The organism is Pseudomonas sp. PS01298 (assembly GCF_029959745.1).
Lineage (GTDB): Bacteria > Pseudomonadota > Gammaproteobacteria > Pseudomonadales > Pseudomonadaceae > Aquipseudomonas > Aquipseudomonas aylmerensis.
The window spans coordinates 31,446-46,324 of sequence record NZ_JASCPP010000051.1; the positions used below are offsets into that span (position 1 = coordinate 31,446).

16 protein-coding genes and 1 pseudogene are annotated in these 14,879 nt (G+C 59.5%); 13 read left to right on the top strand and 4 right to left on the bottom strand.

The window, feature by feature from the left end; genetic code table 11:
- The first annotated feature begins 9 nt into the window (after positions 1-9).
- The 8 genes from QMX97_RS18370 to QMX97_RS18405 are packed head-to-tail and all read left to right on the top strand — an operon-like array spanning position 10 to position 6,192.
- On the top strand, positions 10-795 hold the full coding sequence (locus tag QMX97_RS18370) for a TrbG/VirB9 family P-type conjugative transfer protein (RefSeq protein WP_078457170.1): 786 nt from the start codon (positions 10-12) through the stop codon (positions 793-795).
- 2 nt (positions 796-797) lie between these two features.
- Positions 798-2,060, top strand: a complete 1,263-nt coding sequence (locus QMX97_RS18375) for a TrbI/VirB10 family protein (RefSeq protein WP_078457171.1) — start codon at positions 798-800, stop codon at positions 2,058-2,060.
- Between the two features lie 9 nt (positions 2,061-2,069).
- Positions 2,070-3,098 carry a P-type DNA transfer ATPase VirB11 gene (gene virB11 / locus QMX97_RS18380; RefSeq protein WP_282364001.1) on the top strand — a complete coding sequence of 343 codons (1,029 nt, stop codon included), beginning with the start codon at positions 2,070-2,072 and terminating at the stop codon, positions 3,096-3,098.
- Complete coding sequence (locus tag QMX97_RS18385) at positions 3,052-3,999, top strand: transglycosylase SLT domain-containing protein (RefSeq protein ID WP_282397348.1); 948 nt, start codon at positions 3,052-3,054, stop codon at positions 3,997-3,999. Before virB11 ends, QMX97_RS18385 begins: the two co-directional genes overlap by 47 nt.
- 28 nt (positions 4,000-4,027) lie before the next feature.
- The gene (locus QMX97_RS18390; protein ID WP_078457174.1) at positions 4,028-4,363 is read left to right on the top strand and encodes a TrbM/KikA/MpfK family conjugal transfer protein; all 336 of its coding nucleotides are present in this window, start codon (positions 4,028-4,030) and stop codon (positions 4,361-4,363) included.
- Between the two features lie 37 nt (positions 4,364-4,400).
- Positions 4,401-4,964 (top strand): phospholipase D family protein, encoded by a 564-nt coding sequence (locus tag QMX97_RS18395; protein WP_078457183.1) that lies wholly within the window; start codon positions 4,401-4,403, stop codon positions 4,962-4,964.
- A 12-nt stretch (positions 4,965-4,976) separates the two neighbouring features.
- Positions 4,977-5,609, top strand: coding sequence for a hypothetical protein (locus QMX97_RS18400; protein WP_282363999.1), 633 nt, complete (start codon positions 4,977-4,979; stop codon positions 5,607-5,609).
- Between the two features lie 46 nt (positions 5,610-5,655).
- Positions 5,656-6,192, top strand: coding sequence for a hypothetical protein (locus QMX97_RS18405; protein ID WP_078457175.1), 537 nt, complete (start codon positions 5,656-5,658; stop codon positions 6,190-6,192).
- 134 nt (positions 6,193-6,326) lie between these two features.
- Here the strand turns inward: QMX97_RS18405 and mobF are convergent, their stop codons facing one another.
- Genes mobF through QMX97_RS18420 form a run of 3 tightly spaced genes read right to left on the bottom strand, consistent with a single transcriptional unit; the run spans position 6,327 to position 11,208 of the window.
- On the bottom strand, positions 6,327-9,263 hold the full coding sequence (mobF, locus tag QMX97_RS18410) for a MobF family relaxase (RefSeq protein WP_078457176.1): 2,937 nt from the start codon (positions 9,261-9,263) through the stop codon (positions 6,327-6,329).
- Positions 9,264-9,274: 11 nt separating this feature from the next.
- On the bottom strand, positions 9,275-10,825 hold the full coding sequence (locus QMX97_RS18415) for a type IV secretion system DNA-binding domain-containing protein (protein ID WP_282363998.1): 1,551 nt from the start codon (positions 10,823-10,825) through the stop codon (positions 9,275-9,277).
- Entirely contained in the window at positions 10,825-11,208 is a 384-nt protein-coding gene (locus QMX97_RS18420) for a hypothetical protein (protein ID WP_225231712.1), read from the bottom strand. The genes QMX97_RS18415 and QMX97_RS18420 overlap by 1 nt, the downstream gene beginning before the upstream one ends.
- Positions 11,209-11,641: 433 nt before the next feature.
- On the opposite strand from QMX97_RS18420, the gene QMX97_RS18425 reads away from it, so the two are divergent.
- The 5 genes from QMX97_RS18425 (at position 11,642) to QMX97_RS18445 (ending at position 14,755) form a co-directional block, all read left to right on the top strand.
- Positions 11,642-12,115, top strand: coding sequence for a hypothetical protein (locus QMX97_RS18425; protein WP_282363997.1), 474 nt, complete (start codon positions 11,642-11,644; stop codon positions 12,113-12,115).
- Positions 12,112-12,831, top strand: a complete 720-nt coding sequence (gene stbB / locus QMX97_RS18430; RefSeq protein ID WP_078457179.1) for a StbB family protein — start codon at positions 12,112-12,114, stop codon at positions 12,829-12,831. The genes QMX97_RS18425 and stbB overlap by 4 nt, the downstream gene beginning before the upstream one ends.
- A 3-nt stretch (positions 12,832-12,834) precedes the next feature.
- Entirely contained in the window at positions 12,835-13,227 is a 393-nt protein-coding gene (locus QMX97_RS18435) for a hypothetical protein (RefSeq protein WP_078457180.1), read from the top strand.
- Between the two features lie 131 nt (positions 13,228-13,358).
- Positions 13,359-14,156, top strand: a complete 798-nt coding sequence (locus QMX97_RS18440) for a SprT-like domain-containing protein (protein WP_078457181.1) — start codon at positions 13,359-13,361, stop codon at positions 14,154-14,156.
- Positions 14,157-14,272: 116 nt separating this feature from the next.
- Positions 14,273-14,755 carry a hypothetical protein gene (locus QMX97_RS18445; protein WP_078457182.1) on the top strand — a complete coding sequence of 161 codons (483 nt, stop codon included), beginning with the start codon at positions 14,273-14,275 and terminating at the stop codon, positions 14,753-14,755.
- Here QMX97_RS18445 and QMX97_RS18450 read toward each other — a convergent pair.
- Positions 14,752-14,879: pseudogene (locus tag QMX97_RS18450) on the bottom strand (IS5/IS1182 family transposase); the annotation flags it as partial. The gene QMX97_RS18445 and the pseudogene QMX97_RS18450 overlap by 4 nt on opposite strands.

A 14,879-nucleotide genomic window follows, 5' to 3' on the forward strand; every position in this document is an offset into this window, starting at 1 on the left:
AAACTAATCATGAAAAAACAGTTTGTTTTGCCGACCGCTATTGCCCTGAGTTTGTCTCTCTGCGCATTTAGCACCCATGCGGCAAAGTTGCCAAAAGCGCTGTCGAGTGACAACCGGGTCAAGCAAGTGCCATATGATCCGAACCAAGTCTACGAGTTGGTTGGCACTTACGGCTATCAAACGTCTATCGAGTTTGAAGCCGATGAAATGGTCAAGGTCGTGGCCTTGGGCGACACCATCGCTTGGCAGAGCATGCCGTTTCGCAACCGCGTGTTCCTCAAGCCGGTTGAAGACAACGCCGACACCAACATGACGGTGATCACCTCCAAGCGTACCTACTACTTCCAGCTGAACAGCACCAAGGCGAAGTCGGGCCAGTCGTACCTGGTCCGCTTCGTCTACCCGAACGCCCGCATTGCCTCGTACAACCCCGAGGGTGAAACCCCAGCTGGCACCGCGCCGGTCACCAGCTCGGGCACGCCGGCATCGCCCAACATCAACTACGGCTACTCGGGCGACAAGGAAGCCATCGGCCTGCAAGGCGTGATGGATGACGGGCAGTTCACCAAGTTCCTGATGAAGAAGGGCGCAGATCTGCCGCAGTTCTACCGCGTCCTGCCGGATGGCACCGAGGCGATGGTCGATTCTCGCCGTGAAGGCGATTACATGGTCGTGAAGCGCCTGGCCAGCATGTTCGTTGTTCGCAGTGGCAATGCCTACGTCTGCGTTGAAAACCTGGCTAATCCCTACAAACGCACTGTTACCCGTGGTGCCCGTGATGGCGGGGGGGCATAAGCATGGCCAACGAACCGACTCAACCTCAAGAAAAGACCCGCGACGAAGAGATCCGCGAGTGGAACGAATCTAACTCGATGCTCAAGGGCAAGCCGGGTAACAGCAAGCGCAGTGGTATTGCGATTGCTGTGGCGGCAGTAGTGGCTTGCGGTTTCGCGTACATGGTTACCCACGGCGATGAAGAAACCGAGAACAAGGACACCTTGAAGAAGGAAGAACTGGTCGCGGCCAGCCCGCGCAAGGTGCAGGATCCGCCACCGCGCCGGGAGGCCGCAAAGGTCGCGCCGGTGAGCAACGAGCCAGGCGCTCCGGCTGACACGCCGCGTTCGGTCGTTGATCGGCAGCAGCAAGGGGCCGGCATGAGCGATGAAGAACGGCGCCGGCAACAGCTGGAAATGCAGGCCCAGTTAGAGCGGGAAAAAATGCTTGCTGCGCGGCAGCGTTCCGCCATCTTCGCGACCGCCAAGGATGAAGGCTTTGCCCAAGGGGCAGAGCAGGGTGGTGATGGTCAGCAGGCCGGTGGTGGGTCGCTGTTGGGCGGTGGCCGTGGCTCACAGGGCCACATGAACGCGAATGACGCATTCGCCGCCTCCACCTACAGCGAAAGCGTGCCATTCACCGAAGCCCGCGCCATGGAGAACCTGCAATACAAGGTCCTGCAGGGCGCCGTCATCGAGGCGACTTTGCAGCCACGCGCACAAAGCCAGTTGCCGGGCCAGATCTGCGCGTCCATTGCGCAGAACGTGTTCGCCGCAGAAGGTCGCCTCGTAATGATCCCGTGGGGATCGTTGGTGTGTGGCAGTTACAACGCCAGCTTGATGCCAGGCCAAGAGCGCCTGTTCACCATCTGGAATTTTGTGCGGATTCCGCGCCTGGATGGTCGCCCGCCCATGGAGATTCCACTGAACAGCGCCGGCACCGACCAGTTGGGGACAGCAGGCCAGGGCGGTGTGGTCGACAACCACTGGGCGCAGATCTTCGGGGTAGCTGCAGCGGTATCGATCATCGGCGCCGGTGCCTCCAACAGCGGCGTTTCCTCGGGTGATCAGGAGAACTCGTCGTCGCGCTACCGCAGTGAGGTGCAGGAAGCCGCCGCCGATTCGGCACAGACCATCCTGGGCCGCTACGCCAATATCCAGCCGACTGTGACCGTGCCGCATGGGTCGCGTGTCGTGATCTACCTGCAGCGCGACCTGGACTTCACCAAGGTATTCACCAAGCAGGCCGAACGCGCCGAAAGCGGCGGCGTCACCTTCATCAACTGAGGACGGGTTATGTCTGAGATTGCATCCTTTCGCACAAAACTGGGTCCGCTTGCCCCGATGCTGGATGACCCGGAAGTGACGGAGATCGCCATCAACGGTCCAGACAACGTATTTGCCGGCTACCGCAATAGCCGGTTCATGCGCCCGGTCGCGGTTCAAGGTGTATCGCTTGGGCTGATCAAATCGCTGGCCAGCCTGATTGCCGCTCACACTGACCAGGAGGTGAGCGCCTACACCCCAATCCTGTCGGGTCGTATACCGATCAACCTTGACGACAACGTGGCTGACAACGAGCGCGGCGACTACCGCGTACAGATCGTGTTGGCCCCGGCTGTAGAGCAGCACATCGGCGGGATCGTGTGTATCCGTAAGCCTGGCCGTAAGCAGATCTCCCTGGATCAGTACGCAGCCTCTGGCGCATTCGAGTTCATCAACCAGCCCCGCGACCACGGCCAGTACAGCGATGATCACCTGGTGGAGCTGTACAGGGCCAAGCGTTGGGTCGAGTTCTTCAAGGGCATCGTCAAAGCGCGCAAGAACATCATGATTTCTGCCGGTACCAACGCCGGCAAAACGACTTTCCTCAACGAGCTGATGCAGCACGTTGAACGCAATGAGCGAATCGTCACCATCGAGGACACCCGCGAGCTGCGTCCGCCAGGGGAGAACGTGGTTCACCTGATCTACTCGCGGGGTGGCCAAGGCAAGGCCCGTGTCACGCCGTTTGATCACCTGGAATCCATCCTGCGCCTGACGCCCGACAGGGCAATCATGGGCGAGCTTCGCGGCGGTGAGGCGTTCCCGTTCCTGGAACTGATGAACACCGGCCACAGCGGCACCATGAGTTCGATTCACGCCGACTCGCCGGATCTGATGTTTGACCGCCTGGCGTCGATGGCTTCGCGTGGCGGTGCGGACATGAACAAAAACCAGTTGATCGAGTTCTCTCGGCATCTGATCGACGTAGTGATCCAGTGGGAGTACGGCTTTGATGGCCGACGCATCATCACGGAGGTGCAATATGCGAAAGCTGCCTAAATTCACCCTGGCGCTGCTGGCCAGCGTCTGCGCTACTGCGCTCGCGCATGCTGAGGAAGCCCAGCCGACTCGGTTCTCGGAGCTTGCCGCTAAATGCGCGCCGACCGTCCACCCGTCCACGCTCAAAGCGCTGATCGGCAATGAATCGACCTTCAACCCATACGCCATTGGTGTAGTGGGCACGCACCTGCAGCGTCAACCGCAGTCCTTGAGCGAGGCCATCGCCACGGCTGAGCAACTGGAACGGGATGGCAAGCGGTACGCAATGGGCCTGGGCCAGCTGCTGGTCACCAACATGCGCGCACGCGGGTTGAGCTATGAGGATGTGTTTGAGCCATGCCGCAACCTGCAGGCCATCAGCAACCTGCTTGTGGAGTATTACAAGCAGGCGCTGACTACCAGCAGCGACAAGCAGGAAGCATTGTTGAAAGCCTTCTCGATGTACTACAGCGGCAACGAGCTGCGCGGCTTCAAGCCTGATCGTCCTGGTGAAATGTCGTACGTCGAGAAAGTAGTAGACCGTGCCCTGAACCCTACGGCTGAGGACCCTATTGTGCCGGCTGTAGCGGGCGCAGAAGGTGTTGAGCCGATTGCGGTAGTCGCTACCAGCGCACCGGCCCGAAAAGCGCCCCAGCGCGCTCGTAGGGCCTCTGATCAGCAGGAAGGTGCTTGGCTGACGTTTACCGATGAAAACGGCCAGGCCGTCGCCGCTGCGAAGCCTGAGCAAGCCAGCAAGCCGCAGATCCAGGTTCACTTGAACACAGACGCCGAGGCAGAGCCGCCGAAGCGCGAATTCAAGCGCTTTGAGCAGCCGTCGCCGGATCAGTTCGAACAAGCCAAGGCGCAGCCGGTTGCGGAGCAACAACCATCGACGCCGGCCTTTGTCCAGATCATCAACTGATTTCTCGCACGCGAGAAAAGGAGTTCCTATGCGCACACCAATTCTGACTGTTCTCGCTGCGCTGACTTTCGCCAGCGTGGCGCATGCCGCCGAACTGCCGCAGCCGCCAACCAATTACGACTACGGCTCGAAAAGCGATTCCGATGCCTGTGGGGCCACGTTGTGCCTGCTGGGCATGACCCGCGATGGCGATTGCGACAAGTACGTCACCAAGTATTTCAGCATCATCCGCACCAAGCACGGCAAGTTCAGCCCTTCCCGTACTGCCGAAGCCCGGGGCGATTTTGTAGCGCAGTGCGTGGAAGACCAGAGCAGCGCGAAGTCGGCCAACGACAAATGGGGGGGCGTGCAGCGTGGCTTCTAAGTTGTCCGCATTCGCATCCCTGGCCCTGGCCGTGGCGATGGCCGTGGCTACTCCCCTGAGCAGGGCCGACCAGGCGCCGGCAGATCAGCCGGAATCATCCTCTGCACCGGTTTTGATCGACGGCGCGCGCCGGATCGAGGTTGGCTTCTCTCCCGAAGGTTCGGCGCAGGACCTGGTTCTGCGCACCATCAGCGTGGCGAAAAACTCGATTCGCCTTTCGGCGTACATGATGACCAGCCCCGAAGTGACAAAGGCGTTGATCGCGGCCAAGCAGCGCGGCGTCGATGTGGCGGTGGTGGCCGATCATCAAGGCAACCTTCAGGGCGGCGCCGCTCGGGCTGGCCAGCATGCGTTGACGCTGCTGGCCCGCGCAGGCATCCCGACCCGCACCGTCAAGGCGTACGCCATACACCATGACAAGTTCATGGTGATTGACGGTAAGGCCGTTGAGACGGGCAGTTTCAACTACACCGCCGCCGCTGCACGCAACAACAGCGAAAACGCTTTGGTGGTCTGGAACGACGCCGAACTCGCTGAGCAGTACCTGGCCCACTGGCAAAGCCGGTGGGAAAAGGGCCAAGCATTCAAACCAACCTACTGAGAAGGCATGCACATGGACAAGCAAACCTCTGATCAGACCACTTACCAGCTGCTCCAGAAAGGCCAGGAGCCGCAGACGTTCACCGACGCCAAGCAAGCCGGCGCCGCCTGGTTCAAGGCTGAGCTGTCAGATAAATCGGTAATGACGGTTCAACAGGGCGGGCAAGCCGCCCGTGTGTTCGCGCAGGTCGGCAAAGAGGGCACGCAGTATTACAAGGATTTGCCGTTCGACAACATGCCAGGTGCCGCCGAGTTCAAAGCCTCGTTCAAGGACGCCTTGGAGCTGCGCAAGGCCGAGCAGGCCGGCATCGCCTCGGGCAAGCCTGGCGAACCGATGGCCATTGCGAAGCCGGTGGATATGCCCGCCATCAAGGCAGCTGAGCAGGGCAAAACCTATGACGGCAAGATCGTCGGCTTCCACAACAACCAGGTGATTCAAGCCGTCATGGACGGCCAGAAGACCATCCACGTTGCGCACGAACGGGCAGCTTTGAGCAGCGCCAAAGCTGGCCTGTTGCATCAGGGCAAGGATCTGTCCATCCGCTACCCGTTCTCCGGGGTTGGAATCGTGCAGGAACGCCAGCTGCAGCACGAACGCAAAGTGCCGGCACACCAGCCAAAAGGATTTGGCGGCAAAGGTTTTTAAGATTTCACAACGCCCCCGTCAGGGGCAATTCTGAGAGGGTGAAGGCATGGCTGAAAAATCCAACCTGCATAATCAGATCGACGCCAGAGCTGATTGGGAGAAATTCAGGATCACAGGCAACCAGGCAGATGCAGACAAGGCCTATAACAGCGCAGTTGCTGCGGGTTTCGGCGGTAATGAGAAATCACCGTTGTTGGCGAATATACCGCAGCTGTCCAAAGCGTTTGACGAAGGCCGAGCAGATGCAAAAACCGAATGGGCGATTGGTCGAAAAGAGGATGCGATACACAATCTCCAGACGAAGTACCTGACTCCAGAGGTCGGGAAGTCCTATCAGGGGCCGATTGTCGATGTGGACGGAGACAAAGCCTTCCAGTCCATCAAGCACGAAGGTAAGAACGCCCTGGTAGTCCACCAATTAAAAGACCTTGTAAGCACGAAGGCAGATACGTTCGCACCCTCCGGCAAGGTGATTGATATCCGCTACGCTGCCCAGGGGATCGGAGTCGGCAAAGAGGTGAAAGAGTTGGGGGACCGTAGCTTGTCACATACGCCGAAAGGCATGGGCGGACTCTCTCGCTAGATCGGTGCAAGAAGGGAAAGGAGCCGTTAGGCTCCTTTTTTTGCTGGGGATCACGACGTACCGGCCCCGATCCGACACTCCACAATAAAAACCCCGCACGGAGGCGGGGGGGGATGGAGCTGGGAGGCGCTGTATTAGACCCTCGGATGCCCGCTGCTCGGCCCTTCCAGGCGGGTGCGTTGCTTGCGCTCCAATGCCTGCCCGTCTGCCACATTTCGCGGCTGAATCGACTCCCTCCGCTGACGCTCGCGTTCCTGCTGCAGCGACAACGCTGTGGTCTTGTCATAGCGCTTGGCAATCGCTGCCGGCAGACCTTTGATGGAGTCCGCATAGACGCGGGCTTCGTGCCGTGCCCGGCTGATCGCCACATACCAAAGGTTCTGCGAGGTGGTGCGGCTCTTGGTGTTGAGCGAGATCATGACGCGATCATTGGTCAGGCCCTGCGCGCTGTGTACGGTCGCGGAATAGGCGTGTTCCAGGTGCAAGGGCTTGTTGGTCGGCAGGCTCACGGTGCGCTCGGGCTGACCGTTGATTTCCTTGAGTGACGCGAGCTGCACCACGCCGCCCTCGATGCTGACAACGCGCATGCGGTCGCCGTTGGTGAGGTCTAGCTTGGGATCCTGGCGGTTGATGCGGATAAGATCGCCTACTGACAGCTCCGGCTTTTCCAGCTTGTACACGCTGAGCTTGGTAGCCTGCCGGGGATTGAACTCGTACCGGTTGCCGCTCCGGTCCTTGACCACAAGGACATTGCCAGGCAGCGCCTGGTCGACCACATACAGCTCGCCCCGGACCAAACCGGCCCGCTTATAGTCCTTCTCCGGCTGAATGATCATGCCCTGCTTGTAGCTGGGCGCGTACCGACGTTCCGCGTCGGTCGAGTCGACACGGTTCAAGGTTTCAAACTCTTTGCCCTTGCCCAGTAGCCCGAGCGACTGCCGGGCCATCTGGTTGATCTCTTTCCGGTCCTTGTTGGTGCCGGCAACGATCAGCACCTCTTTGCGCTGGTCTGGGGTGAGGGCCATGTAGTCGCGCACGATGGCCTGGTGCCGCTCGCTGGCCGTGCGCAATTCCTCAACGTGTTTCAGGTGGTCCAGGGACTTGGTGGGTTGTCCCTCGGCGGCATGCTGCACTGCCAGTTTCAGCTCGGGGTCTTTCTGCCGCTGGATCTCTTTGATTCGGGCGGTCTGCATCCCGCTTAGCTGCAGTTGGGCGAAAGGCTTGCCGGCCTCGATTGCCTCGGTCTGCTTGGTGTCACCCAGCTGAATCAAGCGGGCGCCTGATTGCTCGATCTCTCGCATCAGCCGTTCCATCTGGCGAGCGCCGACTACGCCGGCTTCATCGAGAATTACAATGGTCTTGGCGTCCAGTGCCTTGTTCTTGGTGTGGAAGAAGCTGGCCAGCGTATGCGCGTCCAGTCCTTCGTTTTTCAAGGCGGTCACCTGGTTACCGTACGGCGCCAGGGCAACAACCCGGTAGCCTGTACCGGCCTGCAAGTCGCGGCTGGTCATCGCCGCATTCACGGAGTCGATCAGCTTGACGGCCCGGTCCACCGAGTAGGTTTTGCCGGTACCCGCATCACCCTGAATGCCCACAAACCGGTTGTTGGTACTGACGATCACCTCTACGGCCTGGTACTGGCCTGCAGACAAGGTGGATCCCTCCAGTGCTTTGGCCACCTGCTCTTTGGTCATCAATGGTTCGACCTGGCCACGGCCAGTCCGCTCGATAGCCAGAATGGCTTTCTCGCGCTTCAACGCCTTCTGCGTGGTGTAGCGTTTTTCGGCGGGTTCCAGCGAGCCGCGCTTGATAGCCCTGTCCACGTACTGCCGGGCCTCTTTCTCGCTCCAGCCTTTCAGCTCCTGCAGGTGCGCCCGCCATCCTGCAGGCGACAGCACCGGCGAATCGAGATCGCCGTTGGGCATGCGATAGGTCGGTGGGGATTCGATCAACGTCCCTTGCTTGACCAGGCGCCGGATCTCTTCACTGACCTGATCCGGGGTGGCCAGCCCAACAGCTCGCCGTAGAGCGACCGTGCGCAGGTCGTTCTCTCCGACCACTTGTTCACGCTCGGTCAAGTGGTTGATGGCGTACTGAACGACAGCCTGGCCGGGGGTGATGCCTTCGGGCAGGCTGTATTCGGCGTGGCTGTTATTGCGTGGCGCATACTCGCGGTTATCCAGGTGGCTGCGGGCGCCAAAATCAATGCCCAGCTCGCGGGCTTTGGTAACCCAATACTCTTTGACCAGATGGCGGTCGCGTTCATCCTTGCGGGGCCGGGTGGCCATCGCAATGATCTGCTTTTCAAGCGGAGTCGCGTCAGCGCGGGTTTTCCCGTCTTTGGCCAGCGCATCCTCGATGACCTTGGAGCGGCTGGAAAACGCCTCGATCTGGTCACGCGATATGTGGGCAAGCTCGAAATTACCCTGGTTGTCCAACACCCGGATTTCATACCCCAGCGCCCGGAGTTCCTGAGCCAGAATGCCCTTGTACATGGCATCGACCTGGGGTTGGATCTTGTAAATGTCGTCATTGCGCAAGGCCCGCCATTTACCGTCAGAGCGCCGGGTCATGTTCATGACCACGGCATGCGTGTGCATCTGCGGGTCCTTGGCCCGGCTCATTTCATGCCGGAACTTGCCAATGACCAGGTTTCCCGAGCGCTCAAGCATGGTTTTGCCGTTTACCTTCAAACGGGTTTGGGCCAGGCGCTCGACTTCCTCCATGCTCTTGGTAACTGCCCGATCATGCGCGGCCATAACATCCTTGTCGCCGGCAATCAGGGCCTGCATCGAGACGGACTTTGGCGCGGAGAACGTGAGGTCGAGGCCCATTCGCCGCGTGCCGGTTTCCTTGTCGAAGGTCTTGGCCATTCGGTCGCCATTGGGCAACTTTCCATCAAACAGGCGGGCCAGTTCCTTCTGGTCGATGGCACCCTCCAGGCCAAGCAGCTCGGCACCGATGCCTTGCCACTCGCCGTGTGCCTCCTTGGCGTAGTAATCGTCAGCGTTGGAGAAGTAGCCCGCCGCCGCGTACTGGTTGTCACCTTTGATCAGCGTCACGTTGAACATCGCTTACCCCGTCAAGCAGCTTGGCCAATGACGATTGCCGGTGCCCGTTCCTTGTAATCGACGTATGGCGTCTTGATCTTGGTGATGGGGAAGTCCTCGGCAAATTTGACGTAGGCTTCCAAGTCGTTGAGGTTCGAAATCTCCGAGTCCATCACGACCGGTTCAAGCTTGATTTCCTCGGCTCGCGTCATGCGGCCTGCCGTCCACGATTTGCGGAACCGCTTGACCTCCTGATTACCCAAAATTTCCTTGGCCATATCGGCATTCTTGGCGTTCGCTGCGGCCAGGATGACGTAGTTTCGGAAGCAAGACAGCAGGGTTTCCGCATCGTCCCGGCCATAGCTGGCGTTGAGCTGGGACCAGTCCTGCAGACTGCCGACCATGCGCAAGCCATGTTTCCGGCCCTTGGTCGCTGCAGGTACGAAGCTCTCCAGCTTGCCCAGCGACTGCAGTTCATCAAGGAACAGCCAGAGGCACTTACCGGTCATTGGTTCGGAGCTGAGGATCGTTGCGCAGATGGTGTCGATCCAGGTGGCCACCAGCGGTCGCATGGTGTCGCGCATATCCTCACGCCAGGTAATGAACAGGTTGCCGGCGTCGGGATCATTCACCCAGCGGTAGATCGAAAAGTCACCTTTGCCCATGTAGCGCAGGGGTCGGATGTACTTGTTCATCATGAACTGGATGCTGGCGATGGCCTTTTCCGCGTTGTCGCGGAAGTAACCCTCAGAGTCGGTGTTGGCCAGGAACGCCCGGATGGTGTCGCCGTCCTCACGCACCAGCAGGTTTACCAGCGTGTCCTGGTTGGCGTTGTTGGTTTCCATGAGCTTGCGCATTGTGTCCGACAGCACGTCGCGAGCGTACGCGCACCACTGCTCGTCGCTGGGGTCGACCTGTGGCGGAATGATCGACTTGGCCATCCGGTTGAAATCATGGACGCCCCGGATCTCGTTGAAGATCGTCCAACCTGCAGAGCGGGCGTCAAAGGGATTGAGGATGTAATCGCCTTTGAAACTGAACTTGGAGTAGAACGTACCATTGGGATCGACCACGGCCATCCGGTCATTGCGTCGGAGTGCCGAGGCGATCATGCCCTCCATGGTCACCGACTTACCGGCGCCGATGGACGCGCAGATCATGGTGTTGCGGTCTTCCAGGTGCAAGGGCATCGGCAGCTTGCCGATCATGATTGGCGCTGCTTTTTCCTGACCCTTCTTGCGGCGTTCACGGTTGGTTTTGGCGTTGCGGGCGCTGACTTTCCGTTCCACGAAATGCCAGTTGCGAATGCGGGATCCGCGCAGCCACTGCTGGAATCGTTCACCCCGGAAACCGTCATCACAATATTCGTACAGGTAGTAACACAGCCCTGCAGCAACCACGGATGCAGCAATGGTTGTCCCCAGCACTAGAGGTTCGTGCCAGCCGTTGTGCAGTGTGTCTTTGAATGCTGCGGGGAACGGAGCCAGTGGCAGCTGCGCCAACTGGGTACCGGCCAGCCAGCCAGCGATCGGTAAACCAAAGCCCGCTGTCATAGCGGCTGAATCAACCTCTTGTTTGTGCATCAGTCCTCTCCTGATAGACGCTCAATGTCCTCGGCCAGGTCGGGCAATAGTGCTGCCAGCGCATCCTCGCTGCTGACCAGGTGCTGGAGTTCAGCGCGTAGCGCATTGATCTTGCCCTGTGCCGTTCCTTGTCGCAGCAGATAGACCGCTATGGCCTGAATGGTTCTGCTGCGTGCCTGTTCCTGGGTGATGTTTTCCAGCAACCCAAGCATGCGTTGCTGCTCTGCCCAGCTGTCCATATCCAGCTGCCGCCCCCCCTTGTCGGTGGCCAGCACGCGGTCACGAATGTAGCTCGACAAGTGCTTGTAGCCGGCCAGCGCAGCGGCTTCCTCAACCCTGGCCAGCTGCTCGGTGTTGAATCGAATGGGTACTGTTTTGCCCACGTTGTTCCCTCAAATTCCCCTGGAAAATAGGTGTCACACACCTCCAAAGGTAACGCACTTTTCTTGTAATGCAAACGTATCACACAAAAACCTTGATTTATATGGCTCAAATGACTACTTTGTAATACAATCGTATCACGGCACCAATCAAGACAAAACGCCGCTGACGCAGGCACGGCGCGGCTTCCACCTCCCGCCAGGGAGGTGCGTGTTGTGTATTGAGACTTTGACCCTGTTAAGGGTCGAAGTTGATGCTCTTGTTAAGGGCGTTTTTAGGGCCTAGGCCGAAGGCCGTAGCATGCGGAGGACTAGGGGTAGGCAATTAGGGTGCTGTAAGGCTGTAGATTGAGCGCAAAGGGGGTTTAGCTTGACTACAGGTGGGGGGTGAGTAGGATGCTGTATAAATGCAATGTAGGTGCAGGTAGGGTGCAAAATGGCAGGCAAGGATATTGAGGCAGCACTATTGGCAGTCGAACCAGTGACCAAGGCAGCGAAAATACGCCAGGTCATGCCAGTGATTGAGAAGCAACTGAAGGCAGGTGTTCGACGCCAGGCGATTCTGGATGTGCTCAAGGCCCAAGGCATCGAGGTGAGCATGGACACGCTCAAGAGCTACCTGTACCGGTATCGCAAAGCCCAGCGCGAGAACAGCACGCCCGTGGCCAACCCAGCACCGGCACCGCAAAATCCAGTACCAGAGCAACGGACGGTAGAACCAGCACGGCAGGTCGAGCCACCAGTTGAAGGAGGTGTATCGTACGATACAGACCCGAGCCAAGATGCGGACGAACGGCCCCATGTGGGGCCGGCAGAGTTGAGCAGGCTCATGAATCCCGGGGACGATCAGAACGCCTCGGACTTGGATCGATATGAAAGCGCAGCGCGCAGCAGAAGGAAACGCACATGAGAACCGTCACCGTGAATTTCACCGGCAACTCCGGTAAAACCACACTCTCCGACAACCTGATCTGGCCGCGAGTCGGCGGCTTACGGTTTGCGATTGAAACCATCAATGCTGGTGCGTCGGATACCGCCGCCGAGATCGAACGCCTCAAGGGCAAACAGTTTGGCGAGCTGTCCGAGATCCTGCTGACCGAGGACAAAGTGGTGGTCGACGTTGGCGCGTCCAACGTCGAAGACTTCTTCAAGTTCATGGGCCAGTACGACGGCTCCCACGAAGATATCGATTTCTTCGTGGTGCCGGCTGTGCCGGAGAAAAAGCAGCAGGTCGACACCATCAACACCATCAAGACCCTGGCCGCGCTCGGCGTGCCAGCGAAAAAGATCCTGGTCGTCTTCAACAAGGTCCAGATCGATGACGCCGACGATATCCCGCAGACGTTCGCGGCGCTGTTCGGCTTCCACGAAGTCGAGAAGAAATTCACCCTCAAGCGCGATGCTGTGGTGTACGCGAACGAAATTTTCGAGCGCCTGCGCCCGCTGAAAATGAATGTCACGCAGGTACTGGAGGACTCCACGGACTACCGCGCCCAGTTGCGCGATGCCAAGGACGATACCGAGAAAGATCATGCGCTTCGCATGATCTCCGCGCAGCGCCTGGCCAAGTCGGCATCGCGTAACCTTGACCAGGTGTACGCCTCGCTGTTCGGCAAGGGGAAGTGATCGATGGCCAAGGACCCGACCACGGCCCGCGAAGCGATGGTCGCGCAAATGATGGAGGACTTTGACGCCATCGTGCGGCGCCTGGAACAGGTCGACGCCGACCTGGCGGCTAAAACGTCCGAGGCCGTACGCGATGCAGCAGGCAAAGTTCTGCTGCAAACGCAGCTGAACTTTGAGTCGATGATGGAGGAACAGCGCAACGCCCTGGTGCAGGCCGGGCGTGAAGCGGCGGCACGGATCGGTAACGAGATCAACCGCAGCACCGCGAACCTAGTCAGTGCCCAGGCGGAACGCCGGGCCATTCGGTATACGGCGCTGTTGCTGCTGGTCGGCGCGGCGCTCGGCGCCGCTGCTGTGCTGGCTGCTGTTGGTGCCGGCTTTATGATCGGGCGGTGAGGGGGCGTGCCCCCTTTTTTTGATGTGTAACCTGTATCGTACGATACAGGTTACAATGCCTGTAACGTTCATCCCCCCTGACTCCGAGCGATCAGCATAGGGGATTCTCGCGTGCGAGAAATGGAGGCCGCATGTCCGCAACCCCAAGCCAGCTGCTCTATGACGAAATCGAAGGCGCGTACAACTGGTTCAATGATCGGTTGTACGGTGGCCAGCTTCCTGGCTGCATCTTCACCCTGCAGCGCAAGGCCAACACTTTCGGCTACTACTCGCCATCGCGCTTCCTGCGCCGCAATGGCTCGGGTAAGAGCGATGAAATCGCGCTGAACTGCGCCTACTTCGCGCATCGCAGCATCAAGCAAACGCTGTCCACGCTGGTGCATGAACAGGCGCACCAGTGGCAGGATTGCTTCGGGAAGAAGTCTCGCGGCGGGTACCACAACCGCGAGTGGGCCGACAAAATGGAGGCCATCGGGCTGATGCCTTCGCACACGGGTGAGCCTGGCGGGCGCCGGTGCGGGCAGCAGATGACGCACTACATCATCGAGGGCGGTCCCTTCGATGTGGCATGCGACGAATTACTCGCAACCGGCGCCATGATTTCCTGGATCGATATCGTCACCCAGCGGGTGCCAATGTCCGCAACGCAGCTGTACGGGCCAGGTGGGGAGCCTTTACCCCAGCCCGAGGATCCGACCATCGACATACCGGCGCTGACTGTTGCGGGTCTGATTCAGCCGGCAACGCCGGCTGAGGATCCGAAGAACAAGCGCAAGTACACCTGTCCCAGCTGCAAGTTGAACGTGTGGGGCAAGCCAGGCCTTAGCGGGCGGCTGCTCTGTTTGGACTGCGACGTACGTTTCCTTGAGGCCGGCGAGCTGGTGGAAGTGCCGCCCGACGCTGATGCCCAGCCGGGCGGGGACGACTGATAACCGTAGGGCGTCAGTTGCCCCCGCCTGGCCGCTGCCGGCGAGGCGACTTGCTGCCGGTGAGGCCCTAACGTATGTATGCGTTAGGGCTTTGAACCAGCAGGAGATCACCTCCCATGTACATACCGTCACGCGACGACTTGCTGCAGCTGTACGAAAACGACGTTAAATCGGCGTACGCCGACCGGCTCGATGGTTACCGCCGTTACTTGGAAAATCGGGAAGGCAGCTTGCGCCAGATGGCCAGCCACTGCGGCGCGGAACTCGGTGCAGCGCACAAGCGCTGCAAGCGCGACCTGGTGTTTTCATTCCTGCAGGTGGAACGGCTGAACGGGCTGGACATAACTCCGACCCTGGCAGAAAACCTCTGCGCCAAGCTGCTCGGGAGAGGGGTGGACGTACGGATTGCGCTGGAGAAATTCGCAACGGAAGGGCGCACAGCCGCCAACAAATCAAAGGTCGGTCCTGAGATCCTGGATCAGCTGGAGGCGACTCTGGAGCCGATGGTGCAAGCCCTGGTCATGGCCATGACAGAGATCCGGGTCCGCTATCGGGATGACTTCGATGACTGCGTAGCACATCGCCGGTTCAAGCCCTAGGCTTTGTACGAAAAGTATTGCCGCATGCAACGTAGGCTGCAGGCCAAGGTGACCATGGCTGCAAAGCTCTTGGCCAGCTTGTCATAGCGAGTGCCGATCCTGCGATTTTCTTTCAGCCAGCCAA